Source organism: Novosphingobium sp. BW1 (assembly GCF_008107685.1).
Classification (GTDB): Bacteria; Pseudomonadota; Alphaproteobacteria; order Sphingomonadales; family Sphingomonadaceae; genus Novosphingobium.
Window position 1 is genome coordinate 18,450 of the sequence record NZ_VIRF01000055.1, and the last position, 26,784, is coordinate 45,233.

At 66.8% G+C, this 26,784-nt stretch carries 21 protein-coding genes and 1 tRNA gene; 11 read left to right on the forward strand and 11 right to left on the reverse strand.

Annotated features, from left to right (window positions below):
* The first annotated feature begins 5 nt into the window (after positions 1-5).
* From FMM79_RS04935 to FMM79_RS04950, 4 genes are read left to right on the forward strand one after another with little or no spacing between them, the layout of a single operon-like run.
* Positions 6-731, forward strand: a complete 726-nt coding sequence (locus FMM79_RS04935; protein WP_148626437.1) for a M48 family metallopeptidase — start codon at positions 6-8, stop codon at positions 729-731.
* Positions 732-763: 32 nt separating this feature from the next.
* A complete protein-coding gene (locus FMM79_RS04940; RefSeq protein WP_240338988.1) occupies positions 764-1,291 on the forward strand; it encodes a hypothetical protein in 528 nt (175 codons plus the stop codon).
* A complete protein-coding gene (ribD, locus tag FMM79_RS04945) occupies positions 1,288-2,247 on the forward strand; it encodes a bifunctional diaminohydroxyphosphoribosylaminopyrimidine deaminase/5-amino-6-(5-phosphoribosylamino)uracil reductase RibD (RefSeq protein WP_148626438.1) in 960 nt (319 codons plus the stop codon). The genes FMM79_RS04940 and ribD overlap by 4 nt, the downstream gene beginning before the upstream one ends.
* A 28-nt stretch (positions 2,248-2,275) precedes the next feature.
* The gene (locus tag FMM79_RS04950; protein ID WP_148626439.1) at positions 2,276-2,893 is read left to right on the forward strand and encodes a riboflavin synthase; all 618 of its coding nucleotides are present in this window, start codon (positions 2,276-2,278) and stop codon (positions 2,891-2,893) included.
* 22 nt (positions 2,894-2,915) lie between these two features.
* Here the strand turns inward: FMM79_RS04950 and FMM79_RS04955 are convergent, their stop codons facing one another.
* The 3 genes from FMM79_RS04955 to FMM79_RS04965 all read right to left on the reverse strand — a co-directional run bounded on the left by FMM79_RS04955 (position 2,916) and on the right by FMM79_RS04965 (position 6,029).
* Positions 2,916-3,515, reverse strand: a complete 600-nt coding sequence (locus tag FMM79_RS04955) for a DJ-1/PfpI family protein (protein WP_148626440.1) — start codon at positions 3,513-3,515, stop codon at positions 2,916-2,918.
* Between the two features lie 193 nt (positions 3,516-3,708).
* A complete protein-coding gene (locus FMM79_RS04960; RefSeq protein ID WP_148626441.1) occupies positions 3,709-4,887 on the reverse strand; it encodes an aromatic amino acid transaminase in 1,179 nt (392 codons plus the stop codon).
* A 149-nt stretch (positions 4,888-5,036) separates the two neighbouring features.
* On the reverse strand, positions 5,037-6,029 hold the full coding sequence (locus FMM79_RS04965) for a DUF1134 domain-containing protein (RefSeq protein WP_148626442.1): 993 nt from the start codon (positions 6,027-6,029) through the stop codon (positions 5,037-5,039).
* Between the two features lie 213 nt (positions 6,030-6,242).
* Here FMM79_RS04965 and FMM79_RS04970 point away from each other — a divergent pair.
* A tRNA-Ser gene (locus FMM79_RS04970) sits at positions 6,243-6,333 on the forward strand.
* A 66-nt stretch (positions 6,334-6,399) separates the two neighbouring features.
* On the opposite strand, the gene FMM79_RS21170 is transcribed toward FMM79_RS04970, so the two are convergent.
* A complete protein-coding gene (locus FMM79_RS21170; RefSeq protein ID WP_153269312.1) occupies positions 6,400-6,549 on the reverse strand; it encodes a hypothetical protein in 150 nt (49 codons plus the stop codon).
* Positions 6,550-7,073: 524 nt separating this feature from the next.
* Between FMM79_RS21170 and FMM79_RS04975 the strand changes: the two genes are divergently transcribed.
* The 3 genes from FMM79_RS04975 to FMM79_RS04985 all read left to right on the forward strand — a co-directional run bounded on the left by FMM79_RS04975 (position 7,074) and on the right by FMM79_RS04985 (position 11,604).
* Positions 7,074-8,510 (forward strand): NAD(P)/FAD-dependent oxidoreductase, encoded by a 1,437-nt coding sequence (locus tag FMM79_RS04975; protein WP_240338989.1) that lies wholly within the window; start codon positions 7,074-7,076, stop codon positions 8,508-8,510.
* 76 nt (positions 8,511-8,586) lie between these two features.
* On the forward strand, positions 8,587-9,867 hold the full coding sequence (locus FMM79_RS04980) for a polysaccharide pyruvyl transferase family protein (protein WP_148626443.1): 1,281 nt from the start codon (positions 8,587-8,589) through the stop codon (positions 9,865-9,867).
* A 120-nt stretch (positions 9,868-9,987) separates the two neighbouring features.
* Positions 9,988-11,604 (forward strand): hypothetical protein, encoded by a 1,617-nt coding sequence (locus tag FMM79_RS04985; protein ID WP_148626444.1) that lies wholly within the window; start codon positions 9,988-9,990, stop codon positions 11,602-11,604.
* 9 nt (positions 11,605-11,613) lie between these two features.
* Here the strand turns inward: FMM79_RS04985 and glgX are convergent, their stop codons facing one another.
* From glgX to FMM79_RS05010, 5 genes are read right to left on the reverse strand one after another with little or no spacing between them, the layout of a single operon-like run.
* The gene (gene glgX, locus FMM79_RS04990) at positions 11,614-13,434 is read right to left on the reverse strand and encodes a glycogen debranching protein GlgX (protein ID WP_148626445.1); all 1,821 of its coding nucleotides are present in this window, start codon (positions 13,432-13,434) and stop codon (positions 11,614-11,616) included.
* The gene (gene glgA, locus FMM79_RS04995) at positions 13,431-14,882 is read right to left on the reverse strand and encodes a glycogen synthase GlgA (protein ID WP_371710849.1); all 1,452 of its coding nucleotides are present in this window, start codon (positions 14,880-14,882) and stop codon (positions 13,431-13,433) included. Before glgA ends, glgX begins: the two co-directional genes overlap by 4 nt.
* 12 nt (positions 14,883-14,894) lie before the next feature.
* Positions 14,895-16,157, reverse strand: coding sequence for a glucose-1-phosphate adenylyltransferase (gene glgC / locus FMM79_RS05000; RefSeq protein WP_148626447.1), 1,263 nt, complete (start codon positions 16,155-16,157; stop codon positions 14,895-14,897).
* 35 nt (positions 16,158-16,192) lie between these two features.
* Positions 16,193-18,367 (reverse strand): 1,4-alpha-glucan branching protein GlgB, encoded by a 2,175-nt coding sequence (glgB, locus tag FMM79_RS05005; RefSeq protein ID WP_148626448.1) that lies wholly within the window; start codon positions 18,365-18,367, stop codon positions 16,193-16,195.
* On the reverse strand, positions 18,364-20,766 hold the full coding sequence (locus tag FMM79_RS05010) for a glycogen/starch/alpha-glucan phosphorylase (protein ID WP_240338990.1): 2,403 nt from the start codon (positions 20,764-20,766) through the stop codon (positions 18,364-18,366). The genes glgB and FMM79_RS05010 overlap by 4 nt, the downstream gene beginning before the upstream one ends.
* A gap of 284 nt (positions 20,767-21,050) precedes the next feature.
* On the opposite strand from FMM79_RS05010, the gene FMM79_RS05015 reads away from it, so the two are divergent.
* Both FMM79_RS05015 and FMM79_RS05020 read left to right on the forward strand, forming a co-directional pair.
* The gene (locus FMM79_RS05015) at positions 21,051-22,325 is read left to right on the forward strand and encodes a sodium:proton antiporter (protein ID WP_148626450.1); all 1,275 of its coding nucleotides are present in this window, start codon (positions 21,051-21,053) and stop codon (positions 22,323-22,325) included.
* A 46-nt stretch (positions 22,326-22,371) separates the two neighbouring features.
* On the forward strand, positions 22,372-24,126 hold the full coding sequence (locus FMM79_RS05020; RefSeq protein ID WP_148626451.1) for a TIGR00341 family protein: 1,755 nt from the start codon (positions 22,372-22,374) through the stop codon (positions 24,124-24,126).
* 19 nt (positions 24,127-24,145) lie between these two features.
* Here FMM79_RS05020 and FMM79_RS05025 read toward each other — a convergent pair whose 3' ends face one another.
* A complete protein-coding gene (locus tag FMM79_RS05025) occupies positions 24,146-24,832 on the reverse strand; it encodes a GntR family transcriptional regulator (protein ID WP_148626452.1) in 687 nt (228 codons plus the stop codon).
* A gap of 93 nt (positions 24,833-24,925) precedes the next feature.
* On the reverse strand, positions 24,926-26,281 hold the full coding sequence (locus FMM79_RS05030) for a GntP family permease (RefSeq protein WP_148626453.1): 1,356 nt from the start codon (positions 26,279-26,281) through the stop codon (positions 24,926-24,928).
* A gap of 199 nt (positions 26,282-26,480) precedes the next feature.
* Between FMM79_RS05030 and FMM79_RS05035 the strand changes: the two genes are divergently transcribed.
* A partial coding sequence (locus FMM79_RS05035; protein ID WP_148626454.1) for a DUF3391 domain-containing protein occupies positions 26,481-26,784 on the forward strand: 304 nt, incomplete at its 3' end.

Here is a 26,784-nt window from a genome sequence, read left to right on the forward strand (position 1 = left end):
GGTCCATGCTCGACTGGCTCAAGCGCGATCCTCGTGAGGAGCCGAGCGTCACGCTGTGCGGGCGCGACGTCCCCGTTATCCTTCGCCGCATGGAGCGCGCCCGGCGCATGACCATGCGCCTTGCGCCTGATGGCAGTGCGGTGCGCATCACCCTCCCCCCCTATGTGCGCGAGAGCGAGGCACTCGCCTTCGCCCGTTCGCGTAAGGCCTGGCTGGAGGCGCAGCTGCGCGCGATCCCTGAGGCCAGCGAGCTTACCGACGGCGCGCAGATCCTGTTTCGCGGCGCCGCGCGCGTGCTCGCCCACGATCCTGCCGCCCCGCGCCGGGTTGTGCTGGGCTCCGAGACGCTGAAGGTCGGAGGGCCCACATCCTCGCTCCCCTCGCGCCTTGCCCGCTGGATGCAGGGCGAGGCACGGCCCCTTCTGGAAGCGGACCTTGCCGAGTACTGCGCGCGCGCAGGCCAACCTACGCCCGCCCTTGCCCTCTCCAGCGCCAGGCGGCGCTGGGGCAGCTGCGCGGCGAACGGTGCAATCCGCATCAACTGGCGGCTTGTCATGGCCCCCGACGCGGTGCGCCGCTCGGTCGTTGCGCACGAGGTCGCCCACCTTGTCCATTTCGACCATTCGCCCGCCTTTCACCACTGCCTTAAGACCATCTTCGAAGGTTCGGTCCACGAGGCGAACCGCTGGCTCAAGGCACATGGGCGCAGCCTCTATGTCCCCTTCGGCTAGCGTTTGCGCGCAATAGGCTTTAAATAGCTCCCATGCTTTTTTCAAAACGCTCCGGATACTGGCAAGACGTCAAGCCCACCGGCATGCTCGCGGACTTCCGGTTCGTATGGCAGCAGGCGGGCACGAACCGCTGGCGCATTGCCGCGATCTCGGCCGCCTGCACCTTTGCGATCTTCTACATGATGGCTGGCCAAGAGGGCTCTGCCCCCCATCCCCCGCCCAAGGTGACCTGGATATCCACGCTGCCCGAAGGCCGCACCGACGAGGAAATTCTGAACGAAAACATCGCCAACCAGAAGGCCAAGGAAGAATTGGCTTTCGAGCAGGCCAAGCGCGACAAGGAGGTGCGCGAAATCTACAAGACGCTGGGCCGCTGGTCGGGCATGGACGTCGACAAGATCGCGCGTGAGGCCGAAGCCGAGCAGGCCGCCGAAGAGGCCGCCAAGCTCAAGGAAATCGGCAAGCCTCGCCTGCCCGATGGCGCCGTCGCGCCCAAGATGCCCGGCGAGATGGCTGGTGAGCCCTCGGCCGAATCTGGCGGCGCCCCCACCCGGCCGTGAGCGACGATTCGCGCTGGCTTGCGGCTGCGGCTGCGCTCGCCGCGCGGGCCCGTCCGCTCAGCCGCCCCAACCCGGGCGTCGGCGCGCTGCTCGTCAAGGATGGCCGCGTCCTCGCGCGCGGGTGGACGCAGGATCGCGGACGACCTCACGCCGAAGCGGTTGCGCTCGGCCTTGCTGGCGACATCGCGCGCGGCGCAACGCTCTACGTCACGCTGGAGCCCTGCGCGCACCAGTCGCCGCGCGGCCCCTCGTGCGCCAATCTCATCTGCGCAGCGCAGCCTTCCCGCGTCGTCATCGGCTGCATGGACCCTGACCCGCGCACCAGCGGCGCCGGGCTAGCGCGCATCCGCGCCGCCGGGATCGAAGCCGAGTATCTGTCCTCCCCCGCCTGTGAGGAAAGCCTTGCCGGCTACCTCCTTCAGCGCACGCAAGGACGCCCGCACGTCACGCTGAAGCTCGCGCTCTCGCTCGATGGCTGCATCGCGATGGCAAGCGGCGAGAGCCAGTGGATCACCGGAGCCGAGGCGCGCGCCCACACCCACGCCATGCGCGCGAAGAGCGATGCCATTCTCGTGGGCGGCGGCACGCTGCGCGCCGATGCCCCGCACCTCGACGTGCGCCTGCCCGGTCTGGAGGCACGCAGCCCGACGCGCTGGGTGCTGACGCGCGGGCTGGTGCCCGAAGGGTGGAACGCGCTTGCCGCCCCCGAAGCGATCCGGGAGATGGAGGGTATCCAGTACCTCTTTGTCGAGGGCGGAGCAGGCGCGGCCACGGCCTTCCTGAAAGCGGGGCTGGTGGACCGCCTGCTGATCTACCGCGCGCCCATCCTCGTCGGCGGACGGCCCGGCCTTCGCGACTACGGCCTGTCTGCCCTCGCACAGGCGCATGGCCGATGGTCGCTGGTCGAGCGCCGCGCCCTTGGCAGCGACACGCTCGAAGTCTACAGCGCGCGCTGAGCACCAATCACCAAGGGACCCTGCCCGCATGTTCACCGGAATCGTCACCGCCATCGGCACCCTGCGCGACGCGCGCCACGATGGCGACCTGCACGCGGTGATCGCCTGTCCCTTCGATCCCGCAACGATCGCCATCGGCGCCTCGATCGCCTGCTCGGGCGTGTGCCTGACCGTGGTCGACAAGGGCGGCATGGCGGGCGATGCGTGGTTCGCGGTCGACATTTCGGGCGAGACCATTGCGCGCACCGCGCCCGGACACTGGGAGGAAGGCGCCCAGCTCAATCTCGAACCCGCCCTGAAACTGGGCGATGAACTGGGCGGGCACATCGTCACCGGCCACGTCGACGGCGTCGGCTCGGTCGTGAGCATCACTCCGGTCGGCGATTCGAAGCAGTTCGTGATCTCGGCGAGCAAGGAACTGGCGCCCTACCTCGCCCCCAAGGGCTCGATCACGCTCGACGGCGTCTCGCTGACCGTCAACACCGTGGACGATCAGGCCGACGGCACCTGCCACTTCATGCTCAACATCATCCCGCACACCGCCGAGGTCACCACCATCGGCCAGCTTTCGGCGGGCGATGCGGTCAACCTCGAGATTGACGTGCTGGCCCGCTATCTCCAGCGTATGCAGTCGCTGCGCAACTGACCGACCGCCCGGCTCTGCGCATTCAGGGAAGGTAGGGCCCGATCACGTCCATCGCCTGGCGCACCGTGCGCGCCTTTTCGCCCACGGGCGCGACATAGTGGATCGCTTCGCGCGCGTCCGCCTCACCACTTCCCTTCGCGATCATCCAGGCTGCAAGATACTGAGATGCCAGGCATCCGCCTGCGGTAGCGACATGGCCATGGGCGATGAACGGCGCGTCGAGCACCTCGACACCGGCCTCCACCACCCAGGGCTTCGTCGTGAGGTCGGTGCAGGCGGGAAGATCGCCGATCAGCCCCAGCCGCGCAAGCAGCAACGTGCCCGAACACTGCGCGCCGATCAGCTGACGCGCGGGATCAAGCTGCAACTGCTCCAGGATCGCGGGATCTTGCGCGATTTCGCGGGTGCAGATGCCGCTGCCGATCAGCACCGCGTCCGCCTCGCGCGCGAAGGCGAGTGGCTGCTGCGCGCGCACCGTCACCCCGTTCATTGAGGTCACTTGCGCGCTCGGACAGGTGATCTGCGCCGACCAGCCCTTGGACTTCATCCGGTTGAGCAGGGCCGAGGCGATAAACGAATCGAGTTCGTTGAACCCCTCGAAGGTGAGGATCGCGATGTTCATGGGGTGCTCCCGACGCCAAGCGCCTCGCGCAACCCGCTACACCGGCGCGACTTCGGCCATCGATTTGGAAAGGGGAGGCCCGCTCGGACAGCGGGATCACGTGCCACCATGCGAAAGGCGCATGGGGCGGCCTCGCACAGAGGCCGGAGCGTCAGCCAGCCCCTATCAAGGACCGGCTGACGCTCAAGAGGCATCAGGCAGTCACTTGTGCCACGGCGGCAATGAACTTGTCGATGTTGCCCGTGGTGAGGCCCGCCACGTTGATGCGGCCCGAACCGGCGAAGTAGATGCCGTGGTTCTTGCGCATGTCCTGCACCTGCTCGGGGGTGAAGGGAATGATCGAGAACAGGCCGTTCTGGATGCCGATGGGCGAGAGGTCGACACCGCCGGTAACACCGGCCGCGGCCAGCTTGTCACGTACCCAGCGCATGCGCTCGCGCATCTCGTCGAGTTCGGCGAGCCACTGCGCGGTCAGCGCTTCGTCTTCCAGCACCAGGCGCACCGCCGCGCCGCCGTGATCTGGCGGCTGCGACCAGTTGGCGCGCGCCAGGCTGTGGCCGTTGGACATGATCTTGGTCAGGTCCGCCGGGTCCTTCGCCAACGCGTAGAGCGCGCCGACGCGGTCGCGGTAGAGACCGAAGTTCTTGTCGCACGAGTAGCACACCAGCGCTTCGGGCACCGCAGCGAGAACCGCACGCAGGCCGTAGGCATCCTCTTCCATGCCAAGACCCAGGCCCTGGTAGGCAAGGTCAAGGATCGGCATAATCGGGCTCTTGGCCAGAAGTGCCGCGATCTCGTCCCAGTTGGCGTGAGTGTAGTCGATGCCGGTCGGGTTATGGCAGCAGCCGTGCAGCAGCATGGCGTCACCCTCGGCGCCCGACGCAATGGCCGCGCGCAGCGCATCCATGTCCACCTTGCCGTCTTCACCGGAATGGTTGAACTCGACAACCTCAAGGCCCAGGTCCTTGCAGATCTGCGCATGGTTGGGCCAGCTGGGCTTGCCCACGATGATGCGCTTGGCGCCCGCGCGCTGCACCATGGCAAGCGCGAGACGCAGCGAGCCGGTGCCGCCGGGCGTCTGCATGCCCTCGATACGGCCACCCATGTCCGGGTTTTCCTTGCCGAAGACGTAGGGCATCAGCGCGGCCACAAAGCCCATGTCACCCTCAGGGCCGAGGTAGGCCTTCGAGTCTTGGGTCTCGACGAGTTTCTTCTCGGCGGCCTTGATCGCGCCGAAGACCGGGGTTTCCCCGTCACCGGTACGGTAGACGCCCACACCGAGATCGATCTTGTCGGCGCGCGGGTCGTCGTTGTGGAGCTTGATCAGCGCAAGAAGCGCGTCGGCGGGCTGTTGTTGAAGGTTGCTAAGCATGGCGGGCGGCCCTTACTCCGGACGCCGTTTGCGCGCAACAGCCTAATGCAACAATTGCGACACCAAGAAACGCAAAGATGCCCAAAATCGAAACGCGCCCCGGACTGGAGGCGCGCTCGCATTTCAATCGTTGCGCTAAGGGCGCGCGATCAGAACGGCAGCCAGCGCTGCTTTTCGGAGAACTTCATGTAGCCGATGTTGGCACCAAGGCGCAGGCCTGCGCCCGCGCGAACGGGGATCAGGACAACGTCCCCGCGCCGCAGGTACGAGACGTTGAAGCCGCCGATGAGATAGGCCTGACCCTCACCCGCGCCGAAGCGCTTGTAGAGGTCCTCGGTGTCGTAGAGGTTGTAGACGAGGACGAAGGTGCTCGCCGCGTTGGCGCCCGCATCGAAGCCGATCGAGGGGCCCGTCCAGTAAACCGGACGCTGGCCTTCGACCTTGTGGTACAAGGTGCCCGATCCATAGCGAAGACCGATAGCGAGCGCCGCGCCGCCCTCGCGCCCGACGATATACCCGTTAGGCTCGCCCTGCTTTTTCAGGAGGTCACGGATGACGTCCGCAAGCCCCTGCGCGCCCTTACCGAAGACGCCTTCGGCCGCGCCGATCAGGTCATCCTCGTGGTAAGTGGTGCCATTCCGTCCGGCCCCTGTCGCGTTGCCCGCAAAGTCCTGCGTATTCCAGTCCGAGACACTGCCCGGGGAGGACGCCGTGGGGGCGGGGACCGGCGAGGTCATCGGCGTGCCGAGCGGAGTACCGTTCCCGGCGCTGTCGGTGTCCTGGCCGCCACTGCCCTGATTGGACGAATAGGTCCCTGTCGGATAGTCACCGTCGGTGGCGGGCAGTTCGCCGGGACGCGGATAAGTCTGGCCCGCCGGGACCCCAGGTGCCGAAGTCGTGCCCTGCGGCGCAGGATAGCGGGTGGTTCCTCCCTGCAGGTCTCCATCGATGGCGGTGTCGGGATCGACCGTCTGTATCTGGGCCGAGGCGGTCGTTGCCGGGCCCAGCACAGCCATCGCTGTTGCCGCGACGAGAGCCACGAGGCTCTTCCCGATACCGGCCCGCTGTGTGGTTTGCTTGCGCACGTGCTTGTTCCTCCCGGGCCTGGGGTGCCCTTTGCGCCAAATGTCTCTGCTCCGCATGCCCCCTGCACGCGGTACCATGATTATATGCCCATAAAGAATCGAGTGCGCCTGACCTCGCAATGAACGGGCGGCCAGACAACCTGCTTTTGCGGTCAGCCGAAATCCCTTTGCCGGCTATTTTCCCCAATTGCGCAAGGAATTGAAAAAACCGCGCGATGGCCCCTTGCGGCCCCGCATGACCATGGCTATAGGCGCTCCCCTAGCCGCTGCGGAGACGTGGGTGAGTGGCTGAAACCAGTTCCCTGCTAAGGAACCGTACTCTATCAGGGTACCGAGGGTTCGAATCCCTCCGTCTCCGCCACGGCCCTCAGGGGCCACATGGCAACCGCGCCACAGGCCCTCTCGACATGAGTGGGCAAACCGCCCTTCAGGCCGCCTCGGTGATTGCCGCCAGCCATGGCGTGCCCTTGTTCTCATCCTCGATGACGTAGTTGAGCGGGATTTTCTCCGCGCAGAGCACGATCCAGTCGGGCAGTTCGGCCTTCACCGCGCGCGCCAGCATATAGCCCTCGCGCACGAACACCACGAGATCGAAGTCGGGATCCTCGCCTCCGCAGCGAATCTGACTGTCGTGCCAGGCCTGCCAATCCTGGATCCGCCCCCCACCGCGTATGGCTGACCGGGAATCCCTCCATGGTGCTGCCAGGAATGTACGAGGAGGCCGACCAGATCCCCTCCGCACACAAATCCGCCATGAGCCGCCCGGCCTTGATCGTCTCGTTCATCCCCAAAGGTTAGCAAGGGCGGGCATCGCCCGTCCTGCGGTAAAAAGGAGACGCTGTCGCGCGCGCGGCGCTGCCATGGGCCCTAAGGCTCGGGAATGGAGCATTCGCGGCTTGAGCATCGCCCTCGCCCGCCCGATCATGGAGAGGCCGGGCAACCGCCCCTCACCCGGATCGCGCGCTGCACAACACAGCCACGACAGGAGGGAGGCGCCTGCGGGCCCGAACAGGAGAAGATGGGCGATGCTGGTGCCTGAAATCTGGAGTTCGCTGCGGGCCACCTCGTCCGTTCGTGGTGCCTCCCTTTCCTGCCGCTGCGATGGATAAGACCCGAAGTACGTCCTTGCAGGAGCATGTCGTGGTGCTGGGCGGCGGGATTGCCGGCCTCAGCGCGGCGGATAGCCTGAGCAAGGCGGGCATGCGTGTCACCGTGATCGAGGAGCGCGATGCGTGCGGTGGTACGCACCGTTCCCGCGCGATCGGCCCCTACACCTTCGATGTCGGCTCAATCTTCTATGAGAGCAGCGCGCGCCTTTTCAATCTGGCGCCCGGACTTCGCGAAATGTGCCCGCAGGTGATCCGCCGCCAGCGCCGGATCGCGCCAGGCGGCGCGCTCGCGCACTACCCGCTCGAACCGCGCGAATTTCTGCGTCGCCCTCCGCGCGAACTGGCCGCGGCCCTGATCGACCTCGCCGTCTCGCGCTTTGCGGTGCGGCGCGATGGCAGCCTGGCCGCGATATCGACACAGCGCCTCGGAAAGCGCTTCTTCGCGCAGACCGGCCTGCGCAGCTACATCACCCGTTTTAACCACGTCCCTCCCGAGGATGTGAGCGAGTCCTTCTTCTTCCACCGCATGGCCTTCATCGAGAAGGCGACCCGTCCACGGGAAATGGCACGTCTGGCCTTCCGCGCACTGCTCAGCCGGGGCTCGGTGGCCGGCCGCCCCCGCCCCGCCCTGCACGTGCGCCCGCGCGAGGGATACGCCCCGCTCTTTGCTGCCATCACGGATCGCCTCGCCGAACGGGGCGTGGACATCCGTACCGCAACCGCGCTGCGCACCCTCTCGGGAGGTAACGGGACCTACCGGATCGAAACCGATCACGGCTCCCTGGATGCCACCGCTGTCGTCTCGGCGCTTCCGCTCGACACCCTGCACCGCGCCCTGTTCGGCGCGCCCAGCGGGCTGACCTCGCTCGGCATGACCACGCTCTATGTCTCGGCGGCCCAACTGGCGCCCGATACGGGCAACGTGCTGTTCAACTTCGATACGCGCGGGCGCTGGAAACGCGCGACGATCTATTCGCGCATCTACCCCGAACCGCAGATGACTCGCGAATTCTTCGCCGTCGAGTGCACCCTGCCCCCGGGAGGCGAACACGCACCGCAGGACGTCTTCGCCGATTTTCGCGACCACCTCTCCGCTGTCGGCCTCGCCCGCGACCTGCGCCTGGAAGGGCACGAGCATGTCCCGGATTGCTACCCGCTCTATCGCCCGGGAACCGAGGCCATCCTTCATGACACCCTTGCCCGGATCGAGGAACAGGGCATCGTCCTTGCCGGACGCCAGGGCCGCTTCGAATATCTTCCCACCTCGTCGGGCGTGATACGCCGTGTCGGCGAGGAACTTGCCCGAGCGGCGCTCCAGCCCGATCCAGTACCCACAGGAAAGCAGGCCATCCGCCCCGTCACATCCGCGCCGGCAATATCTGCACAATCCCGGACAGGCCGCGTGCCCAGCATGCCAAGCCACTCCTGACCCCTTTCGCGAAATTGGGTCCAAAAGGGCGGTAGTTCCACTGGTGGGCCTGCGCTGTTTCCCGCACCCCTTTGATATGAGCACTGCACGAACCTGCGCGATGGGCGTGGCCCCGCCTTCGGCTTCCTCTCTTGAGGACGGCCCGAACGTGCGCATATTCAACGTGAAGTACAGCCCGAACCTGGGCGACGGACTTCTCAGTGAGTGCCTTGAGGGCGGCTTGGCCCGGCATGGCGCTGCCCAGGCCCGCTCCATCGACCTTGCAGGCCGCACCGCCTATTCCAAGGGCACCGCTGCGCGCACGCATGCCTTGCAACTTCTCCACGCCCTGCCCTCCCCACTGCGGCGCGAAGCGGTACGCCTGCCGCTGGCACTGGCCTCAAGGCGGACCTGGGCTCCCCACTACGCCGCCGAACTGGAGCAGGCAGACGCGGTGGTGATCGGGGGCGGCAACTTGCTGGCTGACATGGACCTCAACTTCCCCACCAAGCTGGCGCTTGCGATCGAAAGCGCGGCCAGGCGCAACCTGCCGATCTTCCTCTACGGCCTGGGCGTATCGCCCGGCTGGAGCAAGGAGGGCAGGGCCCGGCTTCACCGGGCCCTGCGCTGCGGACAAGTGCGCCGGGTGTGGGTGCGCGATGCCCGCTCACGCGAACTGTGGCAGGAACTCGCTGGCGATGCTTTCGGCCTAGATGCTGGCGTGGTGCGCGATCCGGGGCTGCTTGCCGCGCGCCAGTACGGCGCGCCGAAACAGGCTGTCCGTGACATGCGCCCCTCGGCACCGGCCCGTATCGGCCTCAACGTGATGAGCGCGCTCGCGGTCGCCTACCATGGTGGTCAGATGCTCACCGAAGAGGCGCTCGACGCCTGGTACCTCGCGCTCGGCCGTGATCTGCTGGCGCGCGGCTATTACCTCAGCGTCTTTTCCAATGGCAGCCCGGAAGACCGCGCCGCCGTTGAGCGCCTGCGCCTGCGCTTCGAACGTGCCGAGGGCCCTCGGCGGGTCGCCTTTCCCGAAATCCGGAACCCGGGCGATCTGGTCGCCTGCATCTCCGATCTCGATGGATTGGTCGCCTTCCGCATGCACGCGATCATCGCGGCCTATTCCTGCGCGGTCCCCTTTTTGGCGCTTGCCTGGGACGCGAAGCTCGCTGCGTTCCTGGCCTCGGTCGACTGCAGCGATCACCTCGTCGATATCACCCGGGCCTCTCCGGCCACCGCCGCAGAGCGCATCACGCACCAGCTGGCGCAGGGCATCGCCCCCGCCGCCCGCCGGGCCACGCTTGACCAGGCCGAGGCCGATATTGCCACGCTTGCCGCCGCCATTCGTGAAGCCCTCGCCCTCGCGCCGCTTTGAGGCGCCTTGATGTTGCACAGGCACCTTCCGATCTGGCCCCTGGCAGTCGCCGCCTGCCTGTCGCCAGCCCTGCCCATCGATGCCTTTGCCGCACCTCTCTCCAGGTTTTGCAGCCCGCAGATGCAGAATATGGCTGGCACACGGCTGGGCGCTGCATCCAATTTCGCACAGGGTTGGAACCCTCGAACCCTGAAGGCCGCCACCCGGCTGGGCGTTACCCGGTTTCGTGACAGCCTGCGCTGGAAGGATATTGAACGCGCTAGAGGCCGCTACCGGTTTGAGGGCGCGCGCAACCTCTATCCTGACGAACTCGCCCGGAACGGGGCGCACCTGACCCTCACGCTCAATTGGGGCAACCCACTCTACGACGGCGGGGAAACACCGCATAGCGCCGAGGCTCTGGCCGCATTCGGCCGCTTCGCGCGCGCAGCGGTCAGGCGCTTTCCGGCCATCGACACCCTGGAGATCGGCAACGAGGTCAACGGCGCGAACTTCGTGAACGGCAAAGTCAAAACGGACGGCCTGCCCCGCCGCGCGGACTACCATCTGGCCATGGTCCGCGCGGCTTCCGCAGCGGTGAAGGCCGAGCGCCCGGACATCACGGTGCTGGGCGGGGCCACCCACTCGCTTCCAGCGGGCTTCCTGTGGCCCTTGCTCGAAAAGGACAGGACCGGCGCCATAGAGGGGCTGGCCCTCCATCCCTACACCACCCCGATCGACCAGTTGCCCGCGCAGTTCGCCCTGCTGTGCCAGAGCCCGGCAGTGGGGACGCGCAGCCTGACCGTCACCGAATTTTCCAGCGCCCGCCCCCGGCAGGCACCAGACGACCTGGTGCGCACCTTTACGGTTCTCGCCAGCCTCGGCGCAACCGAAGTCGACTGGTATCCACTCAACCCGCGCGGCGACCGGCAGAAGCCCCTCATCGATCAAGCGGGACGGATCACTCCGACCGGTGACGCCTTCCGCTTTGTGGGAGAGCATCTAGCCGGACAACCGGTGCGCCGCCTCCCCGTCGATGACTTCACCTTTGCCGCCGCGTTCGGGACGCGCGCCTGGGTCGTCTGGGGCGTACCGCGCGCACTGCACATCACGGCACCGGGGGTTCGGGCCTTCGACGCGCAAGGACGCCCCCTTCCCGACGACGAGCTGACCCTGGCGGAGACCCGCGCCCTGGTCCTCCTCGCCGACCAACCGCAGACGCGCCCTCCTTTCGCGCTGGGCTGCCAGACACAGATTGCGGACAGCCGCCTGCAGTTTTCCTATCCCTCCCCGCATGAGGGCACGCCTTCGAAGGATCTGTTCCGAAGTCTGGCCCGGATCGGTGGCGTCGACAGACCGCTCTCAGCCATGCCCGGGCAAGAGCGGCGCGGTGTACCCTGGACCCCGTACCTCAGCCTCGCGGCGCATCGCGGGGCGCGGATCGACGGGACCAGCCTGCGTCCCGCGTTCGGACGCAAGGACGGTGCCCTTGTCCAGAGCATCGCCATCGCCCCGAACACCGAACTCGAGCTGGACCTGGAACTCACCCCCACCTCGGGCGCGCTCGATGTGGGGCTACGGCTGGGCGCCAAGGAGCTGGATGCCTTTACGGTCACGGCGCCCGTTCACCTGAAACGGCGCCTGCACAGTGAGACACCCGCCCGGCTAGAGATTACCGTCGCCAGCGCCTCGGGCCTCAGGCCCGCCACTGCCGACTATCGGATCCGCCTGTCCCAGCCGGGACGGTGCCCGGCCTGAAACACCCAGTCAGGCATCCTTCCACGCGAAGGACACCTCACGCGCGTCCCTGTCGAGGATCAGATGCAAAGCCCTGGCGCCGGGCGCCTGCGCCCGTACGAGGCGAAGCGCTGCGCGGGCCGGGTCCTCCCAATCCTCCACGGTCATGGGCTGGTCAGGTCCGGCCAGCCAAAGCGTCTCCTGCGGGAGTGCGGCCAGAAGGTCCTGCGCTTCCCGGCGCAACGCGGAAAGACGCGCGACATGCTCTTCCAGTTCCAGATCGCGCGACGACCAGTCGATCCAGCCGATCGGATTGTCCTGGCAATAGGCGTTGTTGTTGCCCCGCTGGCTGCGGCCGAACTCGTCGCCCGCGGTCAGCATGATCGTTCCGGTCGAAGCGAACAGCGTGGCGAGCATGGCCTTCAGGTCGCGCCGCCGCGCCACCTCTATCGCAGGGTCTGTGCTTGGCCCTTCAGTACCATGGTTCCAGCTGTGGTTCTCACCATGACCGTCGCGGTTGTCCTCGCCATTCGCCTCGTTGTGGCGCTGGGCATAGGTGACCGTGTCCGCGAGCGTGAAGCCGTCGTGCGCGGCCAGGAAATTGACCGAGCGGCAGGGGCGCTGCGGCGAACTTTCCCCGAACACGTCGCTCGACCCGGCCAGCCGCTTCGCGAGCACGCCCACGCCCGCCTCGCCCTTCCAGAAGCGGCGCACATCGTCGCGGAAGCGGTCGTTCCACTCCAGCCAGTTTTCGGGGAATTGGCCAAGCTGATAGCCGCCCGGGCCGATGTCCCAGGGCTCGGCGATCAGGATGCGGTCCGCCAGCACCGGGTCGTCGGCGATCTCGGCAAAGATGATGGCATCGGGTGCGAAGCCGGGACCGCGCGCGAGGACAGGCGCGAGATCGAAGCGGAAGCCGTCGACACCGGCATTCTCAACAAAGTGGCGCAAGGCCGCGCGGGTGAGCGCGCGCACCGCCGGGTTCGCGAAGTCGAGCGTATTGCCGCAGCCCGTATCGTTGATGAGCGAACCATCGCCCGCGTGGGCATAGGCCGCGTTGTCGAGCCCGCGCAGCGAGAGCACGCCTCCCTCGCGGTCGCTTTCGCCCGAATGGTTGAAGACCAGATCGAGCACCACCCCGATGCCGTGTTCGCGCAAGGTAGCGACAGTTGCGCGCAGCTCGGCCACTCCGCCGGGGCACAGGCCGGGGTCGAGCGCCATCATCGCGACCGGATTGTACCCCCAGGCGTTGACTAGCCCGAGCGGGGGCAAGTGGCGCTCGTCGATCCAGGCGACGATGGGCATGAGTTCGACCGCCCCCACACCCAGCTTGCGCAAGTGGGCGAGAACGGCAGGGTGTGCAAGTGCGCCCACGGTCCCGCGCAGCGCTTCGGGCACCTCGGGATGGCACATAGTAAAGCCGCGCACGTTGACTTCGTAGACGAGCCCGCCCGGGCGCAGGACCGGAGGAGCGGCCGCCAGCGTATCGCGCGGGGCTGCCACCCGCGCGCGCGGTACGAGGTGGGCAGTATCCTCGCCGAAGCGGGCAAACGCGGGATCCTGCACGAAGCGGCCGTCAAGCTCGAGGGCGTAGGGGTCCACCAGCAGTTTGGCCGGATCGAACCAGAGCCCGTCTTCGGGTGCCCAGGTCCCGTTCGCACGGTAGCCATAGAGCGCCCCGGAAAGGTCCCCGGGACACCCGAGGGTCCAGACATCTCCATCGCGGTGCATTGCGCGGCGCGTTTCGGCGCCCGTATCATCGAACAGGCACAGCCAGACCTGCTCGGCCCGGGGCGCGCGCACCGCGAAACGGGTGGCCCCGCCTTGCACCTGCGCCCCCAGCCCGGTCATCCGATCAGGTCCTTGTAGAGCCGCGCGTAAGCCCGGCCGCTCGCCGCCCATGAGAAATCGGCCTTCATCCCGTTCTTCTGGATGCGCTGCCAGTCGTCCTTGTGACCATAGAGTGCGACCGTGCGTTCAATGGCCGCGGCCACGTTCTCGGCGTCCACACCGTCGAACTGGATGCCCGTGGCTACACCCGCAGCCAGCGCGGCCGGGTTGGCGTCGATCACGGTGTCCGCCAGCCCCCCGGTGCGGGCGACTACGGGGACACAGCCATAGGCGAGGCCGTAAAGCTGGGTCAGGCCGCAGGGTTCGAAGCGCGAGGGAATGAGGATCGCATCACCTCCCGCCTGCATTTGGTGGGAAAGCGCCTCATCATAGCCGATGCGCACCGCGACGCGCCCCGGATGGCGCGCGGCCACCGCGCGCAGCTGCGCTTCGAGTTCGGCATCGCCCGATCCCAGCACCGCCAGTCGCGCGCCTTGGGCCACTAGGTGATCGGCCATCTCGGGCAGGAGATCCATGCCCTTTTGCCAGGTGAGGCGCGTGATCGCGACGAAAAGCGGGCCTTCCTCCTCGACCAGACCGAACTCGGCCTCAAGCGCGCGCGTGTTAAGCGCCTTTCGGCCCAGCGTGCGCGCGGTGTAGCTGGCCGCAAGGCTGGGGTCACAGGCCGGGTTCCACAGCTGGCCATCAATGCCATTGAGGATGCCGTGGACCGCGTTTCCCCGTTCGGCGATAAGGCCTTCGAGGCCCATGCCAAAGCGCGGACTGCGGATCTCGCGCGCGTAGGTCGGGCTGACGGTGGTGATCGCATCGGCGCAGAAAAGCCCCGCCTTGAGCATGCCGAAGCCGCCGTAATATTCCACGCCCTGCATGTGCCAGGCCCGGCTCGGCAGGCCCGTCTCGGCAAAGATCGCGGCCTCGAAGCGGCCCTGGAAAGCAATGTTGTGGACCGTGACCACGCTCGGCACCGAGGCCCCGCCAAAAGGCGCATAGCGGGTGTAGGCCGCGGCCATGGCCCCCTGCCAGTCGTGCGCGTGGAGCAGATCGAAACGCTGCGCCTTGCCGCGCACAGTGACCGCCCCGCCCGCGACATCGGCCGCCGCGCGGCCCAGTGCGCAGAAGCGGCGCCAGTTGTCGGGCCAGTCCTTGCCCGTCGCGTCGGCGTAGGGGAGCCCCTCACGCGTGAACAGATCGGGCGCATCGAGAACGTAAAGCGGATGCGCTCCCAGCTTGCCAGCAAGGAGGCGCGCCGGACCGCCGAACAGGTCCGGCCAGGTGTAGACTGCGCGCGCGCGGCCCAGCGCCTTGAGCACGGAAGGGTAGCCCGGAAGCAACGTGGTGACCGCCACGCCTTCGCCCGCAAGCGCGCCCGGAAGCGCCCCCACGACATCGGCGAGACCACCTGTCTTGACCAGCGGGACCGCCTCCGAAGCGACAGACAGGACACGAATATCGGGCAAGGTCTACAGCTCCAGCCGGTCGATCATGGCCTTGGTGATGAGGCACACGCCCTTTTCGGTACGACGAAAGCGCACCGCGTCAAGCTCGGGGTCTTCGCCCACGACCAGACCTTCGGGGATGCGTACGCCCGAATCGATAACCACGCGGCTGAGGCGCGCGTTACGTCCGATGTTGCAGTAGGGCAGGATAACCGCCTCGTTGACTTCGGACCAGCTGCCCATCTTCACACCGGTGAAGAGCAGCGAGCGACGCGCCAGCGAGCCCGAGACAATACAGTCCTGGCTTATCAGCGAGGAGATTGCCTGCCCGCGCCGTCCGTCCTGATCGTGGACGAACTTGGCGGGCGCGGCAACCACGGTGTCCGTCCAGATCGGCCAGTCACGGTCGTACATGTCGAGCTTGGGGACGGTGTCTGTGAGGTCGAGGTTGGCCTCGAAATAGGCGTCCACGGTGCCGACATCGCGCCAGTATTCCTCGATCTCCTCGGCCGCCCGGATGCACGAGGCGGTGAAGCGGTGCGCCTTCGCCTTCCCGTGCCCGACGATGTAGGGGATGATGTCACCGCCGAAATCCCGCTTGGAATCAGGGTCGGCGGCATCCCGCCGCAGCTGGTCGAAGAGGAACTCGGTCTCGAACACGTAGATGCCCATGGAGGCGAGCGCGTGTTCTGGATCGCCCGGGATGCCCGGCGGATCATCAGGCTTTTCCAGGAACGAGGTGATGAAGTCATTTTCATCGACGTGCATCACACCAAAGGCCGTCGCATCGGCGCGCGGCACGGTGAGGCACCCCACGGTGACATCCGCGCCCGATTCGACATGCTCGCGCAGCATGACCTCGTAGTCCATCTTATAGATGTGATCGCCCGCCAGGATCACCATGTAGCGCGGCGCGTGTGCGGCGATGATGTCGATGTTCTGAAATACCGCATCGGCCGTGCCCTCGTACCACATGTACTCCGAGATACGCTGCGAGGCAGGCAGGATGTCGAAGCTCTCGTTGCGCTCGGGCCGCATGAAGTTCCAGGCCCGGTTCATGTGCCGGATGAGGCTATGCGCCTTGTACTGGGTCGCAACGCCGATGCGCCGGATGCCCGAATTGATCGCGTTGGAGAGCGCAAAGTCGATGATCCGGCTCATGCCCCCGAAGTAGACCGCAGGTTTGGCCCGGTTGTCGGTCAGCTCCTTGAGACGGCTTCCGCGCCCACCGGCCAGGACGTAGGCCATGGCGTCGCGCGCTAGGGGTTGTGGACTGGGGGTCTTCATCGTCCGTCTATCCTCTCATGGCCCGCGGCCTGCTCCTATCCCGCATATTCCAGCATGATCGTGGCAAGCGGCGGCAAGGTGACATGGGCGCGCCCGCCAGCGGCCCTGATCTGCCCCAGATTGCCCTTGCCCGATCCGCCGTAATAGACCGAATCCGTGTTCAGGATCTCGCGCCAGTTGCCCTCACCCGGCAGGGCAAGCGCATAGTCCTTCAGAAGGTTGGGCGTCATATTGCTGATCACCACCACGGACCTGGCGCCGGGCGCCTTACGCACCCAGGCAAAGACCGAGTTCGTCGCATCGTCCACGACGAGCCACTCGAAGCCCTCCCCCTCGCAGTCGCGCTCGTGCAGCGCGGGCTTGTCGCGGTAAAGCCGGTTGAGATCGCGCACCAGGTTGCGCACGCCCTCATGCGCGGGTGCCTCGCGCAGGTGCCAGTCGAGCGCACGCTCCTCGCTCCACTCGCGGCGCTGCGCGAATTCCTGCCCCATGAACAGCAGCTTCTTGCCGGGATAGCCCCACATGAGGCCATAGTAGGCGCGAAGGTTCGCGAACTGCTGCCAGTCATCTCCGCTCATCTTGGCAAGCAGCGAGCCCTTGCCATGAACGACCTCGTCATGGCTGAGAGGCAACACAAAGTTCTCCGAGAAGGCATACATCAGGCCAAAGGTGATGTCCTCGTGGTGGAACTGGCGGTGCACCGGATCGCGGCCCATGTAGCGCAGAGTATCGTGCATGAAGCCCATATTCCACTTGAACCCGAAGCCGAGCGCGGTGCCGCGCGTGCCGTTCTGCGGCTCATCGGCGGGAGCACTCACGCCGGGCCAGGCGGTCGATTCCTCGGCGAAGGTCATGATGCCGGGATGCTCGGCGTAGAGCGTGCGGTTGACCGCGCGCAGGAACTCCACCGCCTCCCAGTTCTCGCGGCCGCCTTCCGCGTTGGGCGTCCACTCGCCCTCCTTGCGCGAATAATCGCGGTAGAGCATCGAGGCGACCGCATCCACGCGCAGGCCATCGACATGGTAGCGCTCGGCCCAGAACAGCGCGTTGTTGATGAGGAAGCTCGCCACTTCCTTGCGACCGAAATTGTAGATGAGGGTATTCCAGTCCGGGTGGAAGCCCTGGCGCCAGTCCTCGTGTTCGTAGAGCGCGGTGCCGTCGAAGCGGACAAGGCCGTGTTCGTCGGTCGGGAAATGGGCGGGCACCCAGTCGAGGATCACGCCGATCCCGGCCTTGTGCGCCCCTTCGACGAAGCGGGCGAACCCCGCCGGTTCGCCAAAGCGCGCAGACGGCGCATAGAGCCCCGTGGTCTGGTAGCCCCAGGAGGGATCGTAGGGGTGCTCGGCGATGGGCAGGAACTCAATATGGGTGAAGCCCATGTCGACCACGTAGGGGATGAGCTGGTCGGCCATCTCGTCCCAGTTGAGGAACCAGTTCCAGCGGTCGCGCTGCCAGGACCCGGCATGAACCTCGTAAATCGAGACCGGCACGCGGCGCGCATCGACGCCGGCCCAGTGGCTGCGGTGGACCGCATCGTTCCAGTCGGGCTTTTCCACGCGCGCGGTGATCGAGGCCGTGCGGGGGCGCACCTCGGTCATGAAGGCGAAGGGATCGGCCTTGAGCGGGCGGGCGACGCCATCGGGCCCGACAACGTGGAACTTGTAGGCCCGGTAATCCCGGATATCGGGAACGAAGATCTCCCAGACGCCGATGTCGCGGCGGTGGCGCATGACATGGCGCGCTGCGTCCCAGTCGTTGAAATCCCCAACGACGCTGACGCGCTGGGCGTTGGGGGCCCAGACCGCGAAATGGACGCCCTTGGCGCCCTGGTGCTCGATGAGGTGGGCGCCCAGCTTGTCGAACAGGCGCATGTGGGTGCCTTGCGCGATCAGCAGGTCGTCGATGGGGCCAAGCACGGGGGCGAAGCTGTAGGGGTCGGTCTGGATCCAGTCGCGCGTCGCGGTCGAGCAGCGGTAGCGCACGGGTTGCACCGCACCCAGGAGGTAGCCCTCGAACAGGCCGCGCGGATCGATCCGGGCAACCTCGCCCAGGCATTGCCCGTCGATCGAGAAGGCCTCTGCGGTCTCGGCGCCGGGCAGGATCGCACGCGCGAAGGTGCCGCCGGGGCCAGAGTGGACGCCCAGAAGCGAGAAGGGATCGCCATGCGTGCCATCCAGCAGGGCATCGAGAGAACTTTCAGGAGGCTTCACGTAACTTTCCAGATTTCCTTGGCGTATTCGGCAATCGTGCGGTCCGAGGAGAACCAGCCCACGTTGGCGATGTTACGGATGGCGCAGCTGCGCCACGCGGCGGAATCGCGCCAGCGCGCATCGACGGTGCGCTGCGCTTCGGCGTAGCTTTCGAAATCGGCCGCGCACATGAACCAGTCATGCTCGTAGAGGCCACCGATCAGCCCCGCGTAACGGTCCCGGTCGTCGGGCGAGAAGACGCCCGAGGCGATCATCGAGAGCGCCTGGCCCAGCTCGCGTGAGCCTTCGATCAGAGCGCGCGGATCGTAGCCGTTGGCGCGCCGCTCGGCGACTTCCTCGGCCGTCAGGCCGAAGATGACGATGTTCTCGCCCCCGACCTTGTCCCTGATCTCGACATTCGCGCCGTCGAGCGTGCCGATGGTGAGCGCGCCGTTCAGCGCGAACTTCATGTTGCCCGTGCCCGAGGCCTCCATCCCGGCGGTCGAGATCTGCTCGGAAAGGTCGGCGGCGGGTATGATCTTCTCGGCCAGGCTGACATTGTAGTTGGGCACGAAGACGACCTTGAGCAGTCCGCCCACGGAAGGGTCGGAATTGACCCGCCGGCCGATGTCGTTGGCCAGTTTGATGACCAGCTTGGCGTTGTGGTAGCTCGACGCCGCCTTGCCACCGAAAATCTTGACGCGCGGCACCCAGTCGCGCTCGGGGTGGCTGCGGATCTGGTCGTAGAGCGCGACCGTCTCGATCAGGTTGAGAAGCTGGCGCTTGTATTCGTGGATGCGTTTGATCTGGACGTCGAAGAGCGCGTCGGGGTTGAGGCGAATGCCCATTGTAGCCTTCAGATGCTCGGCCAGGGCGACCTTGTTGGCGCGCTTTACCTCGGCAATGCGCTCGCCCAGCTGCACGTCTGTGGCCAGCGCGTTGAGCCCGGACAGCTTCTCCGCGTCCTGGATGAAGCCATCGCCGATCGCCTCGCGGATGACCTTGGTGAGGCCCGGGTTGCACTGCTGGAGCCAGCGTCGCGGGGTGACGCCGTTGGTCTTGTTGTTGATCCGCGCGGGGTAGAGCGTGTGGAGGTCGGCAAAGACCGTCTCCTTCATGAGCTCTGTATGCAGCGCGGCCACGCCGTTCACCGAATGCGCGCCGACAAAGGCGAGGTTCGCCATGCGCACGCGCCGCTCCCCCGATTCGTCGATGAGCGAAATTGCGGCGATCTGGCCATCGTCACAGCCCGCCTTACGCGCCTCGCGCAGGATGCGGCTATTGATCGCGTAGATGATCTGCATGTGGCGCGGCAAAAGCCGTTCGAACAGCGGCAGGGGCCAGGTCTCCAGCGCTTCGGGCAAGAGCGTGTGGTTCGTGTAGGAGATGGTCTTGCGGCACACCTCCCAGGCCTCATTGAATTCGAGCTGGTGGACATCGACCATGAGCCGCATCAGCTCGGCCACGGCGACGGACGGGTGCGTGTCGTTGAGCTGGATCGAGGCCTTCTCGGGCAGCGTGCGGATATCGCCTTCGTACTGCATGTGGCGGCGCACGATGTCCTGCACCGAGGCCGCGGTGAAGAAGTACTCCTGGCGCAGGCGCAGTTCCTGGCCCGCCGGGCTGGAATCGGCCGGGTAGAGCACGCGCACCAGACTGTCGGCGCGCACCTGCTCTGAAAGTGCACCGAAGTGGTCCCCGGCGTTGAAGGCGTCGAGCTTGATCGGGTCGAGCGCGGTCGCGCTCCACAACCGCAAGGTGTTCACCCGCTTGGCCTTGTAGCCCACGACGGGCGTATCGACCGCGGTCGCCTCGACCTGCTCGGCCGGGTGCCAGGAGGCAATGTCCCCGTCCACCGTCACCTCGCCGCCAAAGCCGATGCGGTAGCTGCTCTCCAGCCGTTCGAACTCCCAGGGATTGCCATGTTCGAGCCAGGTCTCGGGCAGTTCCACCTGCCAGCCATCGTCGATGCGCTGGCGGAACATGCCGTTCACGTAGCGGATGCCGTAGCCATAGGCCGGGATGTCGAGGGTGGCGAGGCTCTCCATGAAGCAGGCGGCGAGGCGCCCGAGCCCCCCGTTGCCAAGCGCCGCGTCGGGTTCGAATTCCTCGATTTCGGCCAGGTCGAGACCGTGCGCGGCGAGCGCCTTTTCCATCTCGCGCGTCATGCCCATGTTCGAGAGCGCATCGCGCAGGAGGCGCCCGATCAGGAACTCCATCGAGAGGTAGTAGACCCGCTTGCCGCCCGTCTCGTAAGTGCGGCGCGTGGAATCGATCCAGTCATCGATGATGTGATCGCGAAGCGCGTAGATCGCCGCGTTGTACCAGTCGTGGTGCTTGGCCGCCCGCTCGTCCTTGCCGACGCGGTGGCGCAGTACGCGAACAATGTGATCGTCGAACTCGGAAGGACTGCCTGCCACGGAGATTCTCCTCAAACGACAAGGACCTGCCCCCGAAGCCCGCCCGTAGGACGACCCCAAGAACTGGCCCATGAACGGCCAAAAGCCTGAACGGAGCGCAACCGCGCCCGGGAATCCGAAACTACGAGGCACCATGGCTACCACAAGGTTGCAATGCAGCAAGCCAAATTGTGCAGCGCCGAACAAAAGAACCCCGCTTTCCAATGGACTTGCCCGCGTTCCGATCCCCGGAGCAGCCCCCGAGACCGCTAGGCAAGCCCGGTAGCGCGGGCTAAGGATGGACGATGCACGAACTCTCCCCTTTCGATGCCGCCGCGTTCCTGATCGTGATGGCCGCCGCGCTCGGATATCTCAACTACCGCACGCTGCGCCTGCCCTCGACCGTGGGGCTCACGATCATGGGGACAATCGCCTCGCTGCTCCTCGTCGCTTACGACCAGCTGGTTCCCACCAGCACCCTTTCGGCGACCTTCGGGCGCTTCCTTGCCGATCTGGATTTCTCCAAGACGCTTATGGACGGGATGCTCTCGTTCCTGCTCTTTGCGGGCGCGATGCACGTCAGCTGGGCGCACATGCGAAAAGGTGCCCTGCCGATCCTGGTCTTCAGCACCGTGGGCGTGCTCCTCTCGACCTGCCTTGTCGGCGCCGGGTTCTACGCGCTTTCGCTGGCCGTGGGCATTCCGGTCCCGCTCACCTGGTGTCTGGTCTTCGGCGCACTCATCAGCCCGACCGACCCGGTCTCGGTCATGGCGGTAATGAAGCGTGCCGCCATGCCCGAAACGCTCCAGGCGACAGTTGCGGGCGAGAGCTTGTTCAACGACGGGATCGGCGTTGTCGTCTTCACGATCCTCATCGCGCTCGCAACCGGCACGGAGGAATTCACCTGGTCCTTCGCGCTCGGCAATTTCGCGCGCGAGGCGCTGGGCGGCGCGGCCCTGGGCCTTGCGCTGGGCGGCATCGGCTTTGCCGCGATGAAGTCGATCGATGAATACAACATCGAGGTGATGATCTCCCTCGCTGTCGTGATGGGTGGCTACAGCCTCGCCATGGCGACCCACGTCAGCGGCCCTGTCGCGATGGCGATTGCCGGGCTCATCATCGGCAACGCCGGGATCGCCCATGCCATGAGCGACACCACGCGCGACCACGTTATCAAGTTCTGGGCGCTCATCGACGAGATCCTGAACGCGGTGCTGTTCCTGCTGATCGGCCTGGAGGTCATCGCGCTCGACCTGGAGCCGGGATACATGCTGGTGGGGGTCGCCACAGTGGGGATCGTCCTCGCTTCGCGCGCACTCGCGGTCGGCGCGCCGCTGCTGGCGATGAAGAGGGCCATCGACATGGGCCCCCTCGCCTTCCCCACGCTGGTCTGGGGCGGTCTGCGCGGCGGCATCTCGATTGCGCTTGCGCTCTCGCTCCCACTTGCCGAGATCCGCTCCGAACTTCTCGCGGTGACCTATATAGTCGTCGTCTTCGCCGTCGTCATCCAGGGCGGCACCATCGCCCGCCTCATCTCCGCCATCCAGTCGCGCAGCTCCCGCGCGGCCCAAGCCGGGTAACATCTCAGTGACATCGACCACTCCCCCCAAAGGTCCTGATCCGGCCATGCCCGAAACCCAGCTTCCCGGCGATGGCACGCGCGGCGCCGATACCGAGGCCCCCTTCACGCCCAAGGGCCCGATCAACGAGATGTGGGCCGCTCGCCCGCAATGGGTGCGCCGGGGCGAGGCATTCTTCCATGTCCTGCGCGTCAAGTTCGCCCACGCGGTGCTGCTGCCCGAGCTGAGTCCGGACCAGGCCTACGACCTGCGCCAGACGGTACGCCAGGAGGGCCAGCTCACCCACGGCTATGTCCTGATGTGCGCGCTCGCGGCAGGCATTGCGATCCTGGGCCTGCTCCAGTCCTCGACCGCGGTCGTCATCGGCGCGATGCTCGTCTCCCCGCTGATGAGCCCGATTGCCGCGATGGGCTTCGGCTTTGCTTCGCTCGACGGGCACCGCATCCGCGATTCGATCCGCGTCGTCGCCATTGGCGCGGGGATCGGCATTGCCACCGGCATCGTCCTCACCTGGCTCTCGCCCATCCGCAACGCGACGCCCGAGATCCTCGCGCGGACCGAGCCCAACCTGCTCGACCTCGCGGTCGCCCTGTTCTCCGGCATCGCGGGCGGATATTCGACCGTCATCGGCAAGGGCGGGACCGCCATCGGGGTTGCCATCGCGACCGCGCTGATGCCCCCGCTGACCGTCATCGGCTATGGCATCGGCGTGCTCCAGCCAATGTTCGCGCTGGGCGCACTGCTCCTGTTCCTCACCAACCTGGCCGCGATCACCTTCGCCTTTGCCCTGATCGCGCGGCTTTCGGGCGCAGCGCGGCCCTTCGGCAAGGTCGAGTGGACGCCGCGCTACGCCACGATCCTCGTCGCCGCCTTCCTTGCGCTGGCGACACCGCTCACGATGACGCTGATGAAGCTCACCAACGAGGCGCGCATCCGGTCCGCGGCGCAAGAGGCGATCATCGCTGCCTGCGGCGACCGGGGAGTGACCATCGCCCAGCTCGACGTCAGCTCCAGCCTCCTCGGCTCCCCCAAGGTCAAGGCGCTGGTCATTGCCACCAGCTACACCGGCAACGCCGAGATCGCCGCCGAGAACGCGCTCAAGGAAACCCTGCGCGAGGACGTCGATGTCTCCTTGCAGCAGGTGCTCGCCGCCGACGTGCGCTCGCAGACGCAGGCCATGGTCGATGCCGCGATGGAGCGCACAACCGCGGGCATCGCCGCCGACGTTCCGCCCTACAAGGCGATCCGCCAGAAGATCGGCCTGCCCACCCGCTCGATCTGGACCGACCGCGCACAGCGCATGGTTTACCTCGAGCCCGTACCCGCGCCCGAGTGGACGCTGGCCGACTACCGCGCCACCGAGAAGGCGGCGAGCCAGGGCGTCAACGGCTGGACGGTGCGGCTGATGCCCCCGCCCCAGCCGCGCCTGACGGTGTTGCTGGAAGCAAGCGAGGACGCGCAGGTCCCCGAGAACGCCATCGCGACCGACCTCGGTATCTGGGCGCTCCAGCGCTGGGGCCTTGGCGAAGTGACGATTTTGGGGGCCGATCATGCCCGGCTGACCGCGCTTGCACGCCTGCTCGCCGATGCCGGGATTGCCGCGCAGATCGATGGCGCGCTGGTCTCCCCGCCCGAAGAGCCCCAGGCGCCTGCCGGGGATGGGACCCAGGCCGCCCCCCGGGCCATCACCGCGACGATTGCGGTCTACGCCACCAGTCCCTCGCGTCTGGAAGCGCAGCGCGCCGAGCGCGAGGCCGCGGCGCGCGCGGCTGCGCTGGAGGAAAGCTTCTCGGCGCCCTGACGGCGCCGCAGACGAATTGTCAGCCCCTCGCGGCCTGCGCCAGGTGCACGCCCTCGATCTGGCCCAGCACGACGGCCCGGATGCGCCGCACGTGGAGCACGAGCGCGGCCTGGGCGGTTTCCAGCTCGCGCCGAGCGATAGCCTCGCACAGCATATGGTGTTCGCGCAGATGGTCCTGACGGGCATGCTCGGCGGCCACGGCATCCATCGTCTTCCACGTGCCCAGAACGAAAGCCTGGCCCACGTCCCAGACACGCTCGACCATTGTCGCCAGCAGCGTCGAGGAATGGCGACTGTAGGTCATCCAGTGAAATTCGCGCCCATGCTCGATCATGTCCTCCGCCGTTGTCGCAGCTTCCCCAGCGCGCACTAGCGCGCGCAGGGCCTCAACGTCCTCAGCACCGAAGTTGGCCATGCTGTCAGCCAGGAGCAGCGGCTCCAGACGCTCGCGAATGTCGAACGCGGCGGCGATGTCCGAGCGCGCGGGCGCGACGACCCGCGCGCCGGTGTTGGCGCGCATCGTCACCAGCCCCCGCGATTCCAGGATACGCAGCGCATCGCGCACGGGGATGCGGCTCGTGTTCAGCTCGGCGGCCAGCTCGTCCTGCTTGATTCGCAGGCCCGGCGCCAGTTCGCCCGAGAGGATGCGCCGGGCCAGGATTGAGGCCACGCGCTCACTCACCGCTTCACTTGGTATCTTTATCATTGCGAGTTCATTTTTCCGGTATCTCGAAAGTCCATTTATTGGACGTGAGTAAAATCCGACGCAATATCCTTTTTTTAGCGTTAACTCCGCACCTCAGATCAGCACAAATATGCCGATCGCAAGGGCGAGGCCGAGAAGCGGTACCAGCACCGTCAGTACGCCAAGAGCCGGGTAGGCTGCCTTGTGGGTCTCCCCGCAGATGGCGCGGATGGTGGTCACGACATAGCCGTTGTGCGGCAAGCTATCGAGCGCGCCGCTGGCAATCGCGACCGTGCGGTGCAGCTGCGCGGTATCAGCTCCAGCTTCCAGGTAACCTGGCGCGAGCAGCGGCAGGGCGATAGTCTGCCCGCCCGAGGCCGAGCCGGTGAGCGCAGCGATAACGGTCACCGCCACGGCCGCGCCGATAAGGGGATTGCCCGGAAGCCCTTGCAGCCGCTCGAGCGCCATCTGGAAGGCAGGCGAAAGGGCGGCGACCGACCCGAAGCCGACGACCGCACAGGTGTTGGTGATTGCCACCACGGCCCCGCTCGCCGCGCGCGCGAACGCGCCCGGCAGGGCCGCGCGGGCACGATAGCCCACGCCCAGCGCCAGCAGGCATCCCGTGCCCAGCGCCACCACCAGCGCCCACTTGCCCAGCGATTGCTCCGGCAGCGCCCACGCCAGCCCCGGCACGCCCTGCGGGTACTGGAACAGCATAAAAACGCCCAGCACGGCAAGAAGCGGCACAAGGCACAACAGCGGCGGCGGCAGGTGCGGATGGTCAGCGAGTGCGTTGTCCCCCTTGCGCGCCTCGAAGCGCTCGCCCCGCGTCCGCGCGCGGTGCACCATCCGGTCGAGCAGGACATAACCCAGCCCCGCCATCAGGCTTGCGACAAGCAGGCTGACCGGCCAGGCCGCGTAGGCATCGGTGCCCAGGTACTGCATCGGGATCAAATTCTGGATCTCGGGCGAGCCTGCGCTGGTCATCGTGAAGGTGACCGATCCGAACGCGAGCGCGGCCGGGATGAACCGGCGCGGCAGATCCGCCTCGCGGAAGAGATGGACCGCCAGCGGATAAACCGCGAACCCCACGATGAAGACCGAGACCCCGCCATAGGTGAGAAGTGCCGCCGCCGCGACCACGGCCAACACCGCATGACGAAGGCCGATGCGCGCGACCACCCCGCGCGCCACGCTGGCCGCAGCCCCGCTCGCAGCCATGACCTCGCCGAAAATCGCGCCCAGCAGAAACATCCAGAACCAGTCGGCGAAGAAGCCGGTGAACCCGGCCATGTAACTTGTCGCGAAATCTCCCTCTCCCGCGTTCGCCAGCGGCGGCAAGAAGGCCAGACCGCTGGTCACGGCCACCAGCGCCGCGCAGGCTGGCGCGGCGAGCAGGATATGCACCCCGCGCACGGTCAGGAGGATGAGGAGAGCAAGAGCGGCGACAAGGCCGACAGCGCTGAACACGAAGACCATCTCCCAGAGGCAGGATACCGACCACGGCCCTCTTTGCGGAGCCTTGCGACGCGCGATGGTGCCGCCTTGCCTGCCACTTGTCCATGGCCTCCTCCGACGCCTCAGTCACGTAGATCCCCTTGGACGCGTAATCATGGGAAAGAGAGGATGTCCTGACACCATCGCCGCCCGGCACAGGGACAGTCCATCCATGGTTCTCAAGCGCATCGCGCCCTCGCAGGTCGAGCAGGGCATGTACATTCACGCCTTCCAGGGCAACTGGTTCGCCCACCCCTTCTGGCGCGCACACTTCGTAGTCGAGGACGCCGCACGGTGCAGCGAGCTGCGCGCCAGCGGGCTCGACGCCATCGTCATTGACACCGACAAGGGCCGCGACCTGCCCGGCGACGAAACCGGCGCATCCTCGCCCGCGCCGGCTCGCCCCTTGCGCCGTCCGCTGGTGGCAACGCCCGCCCCGGGCCCGAGTGCGCCCCCCGCCGCAACCTCGTTGGTTC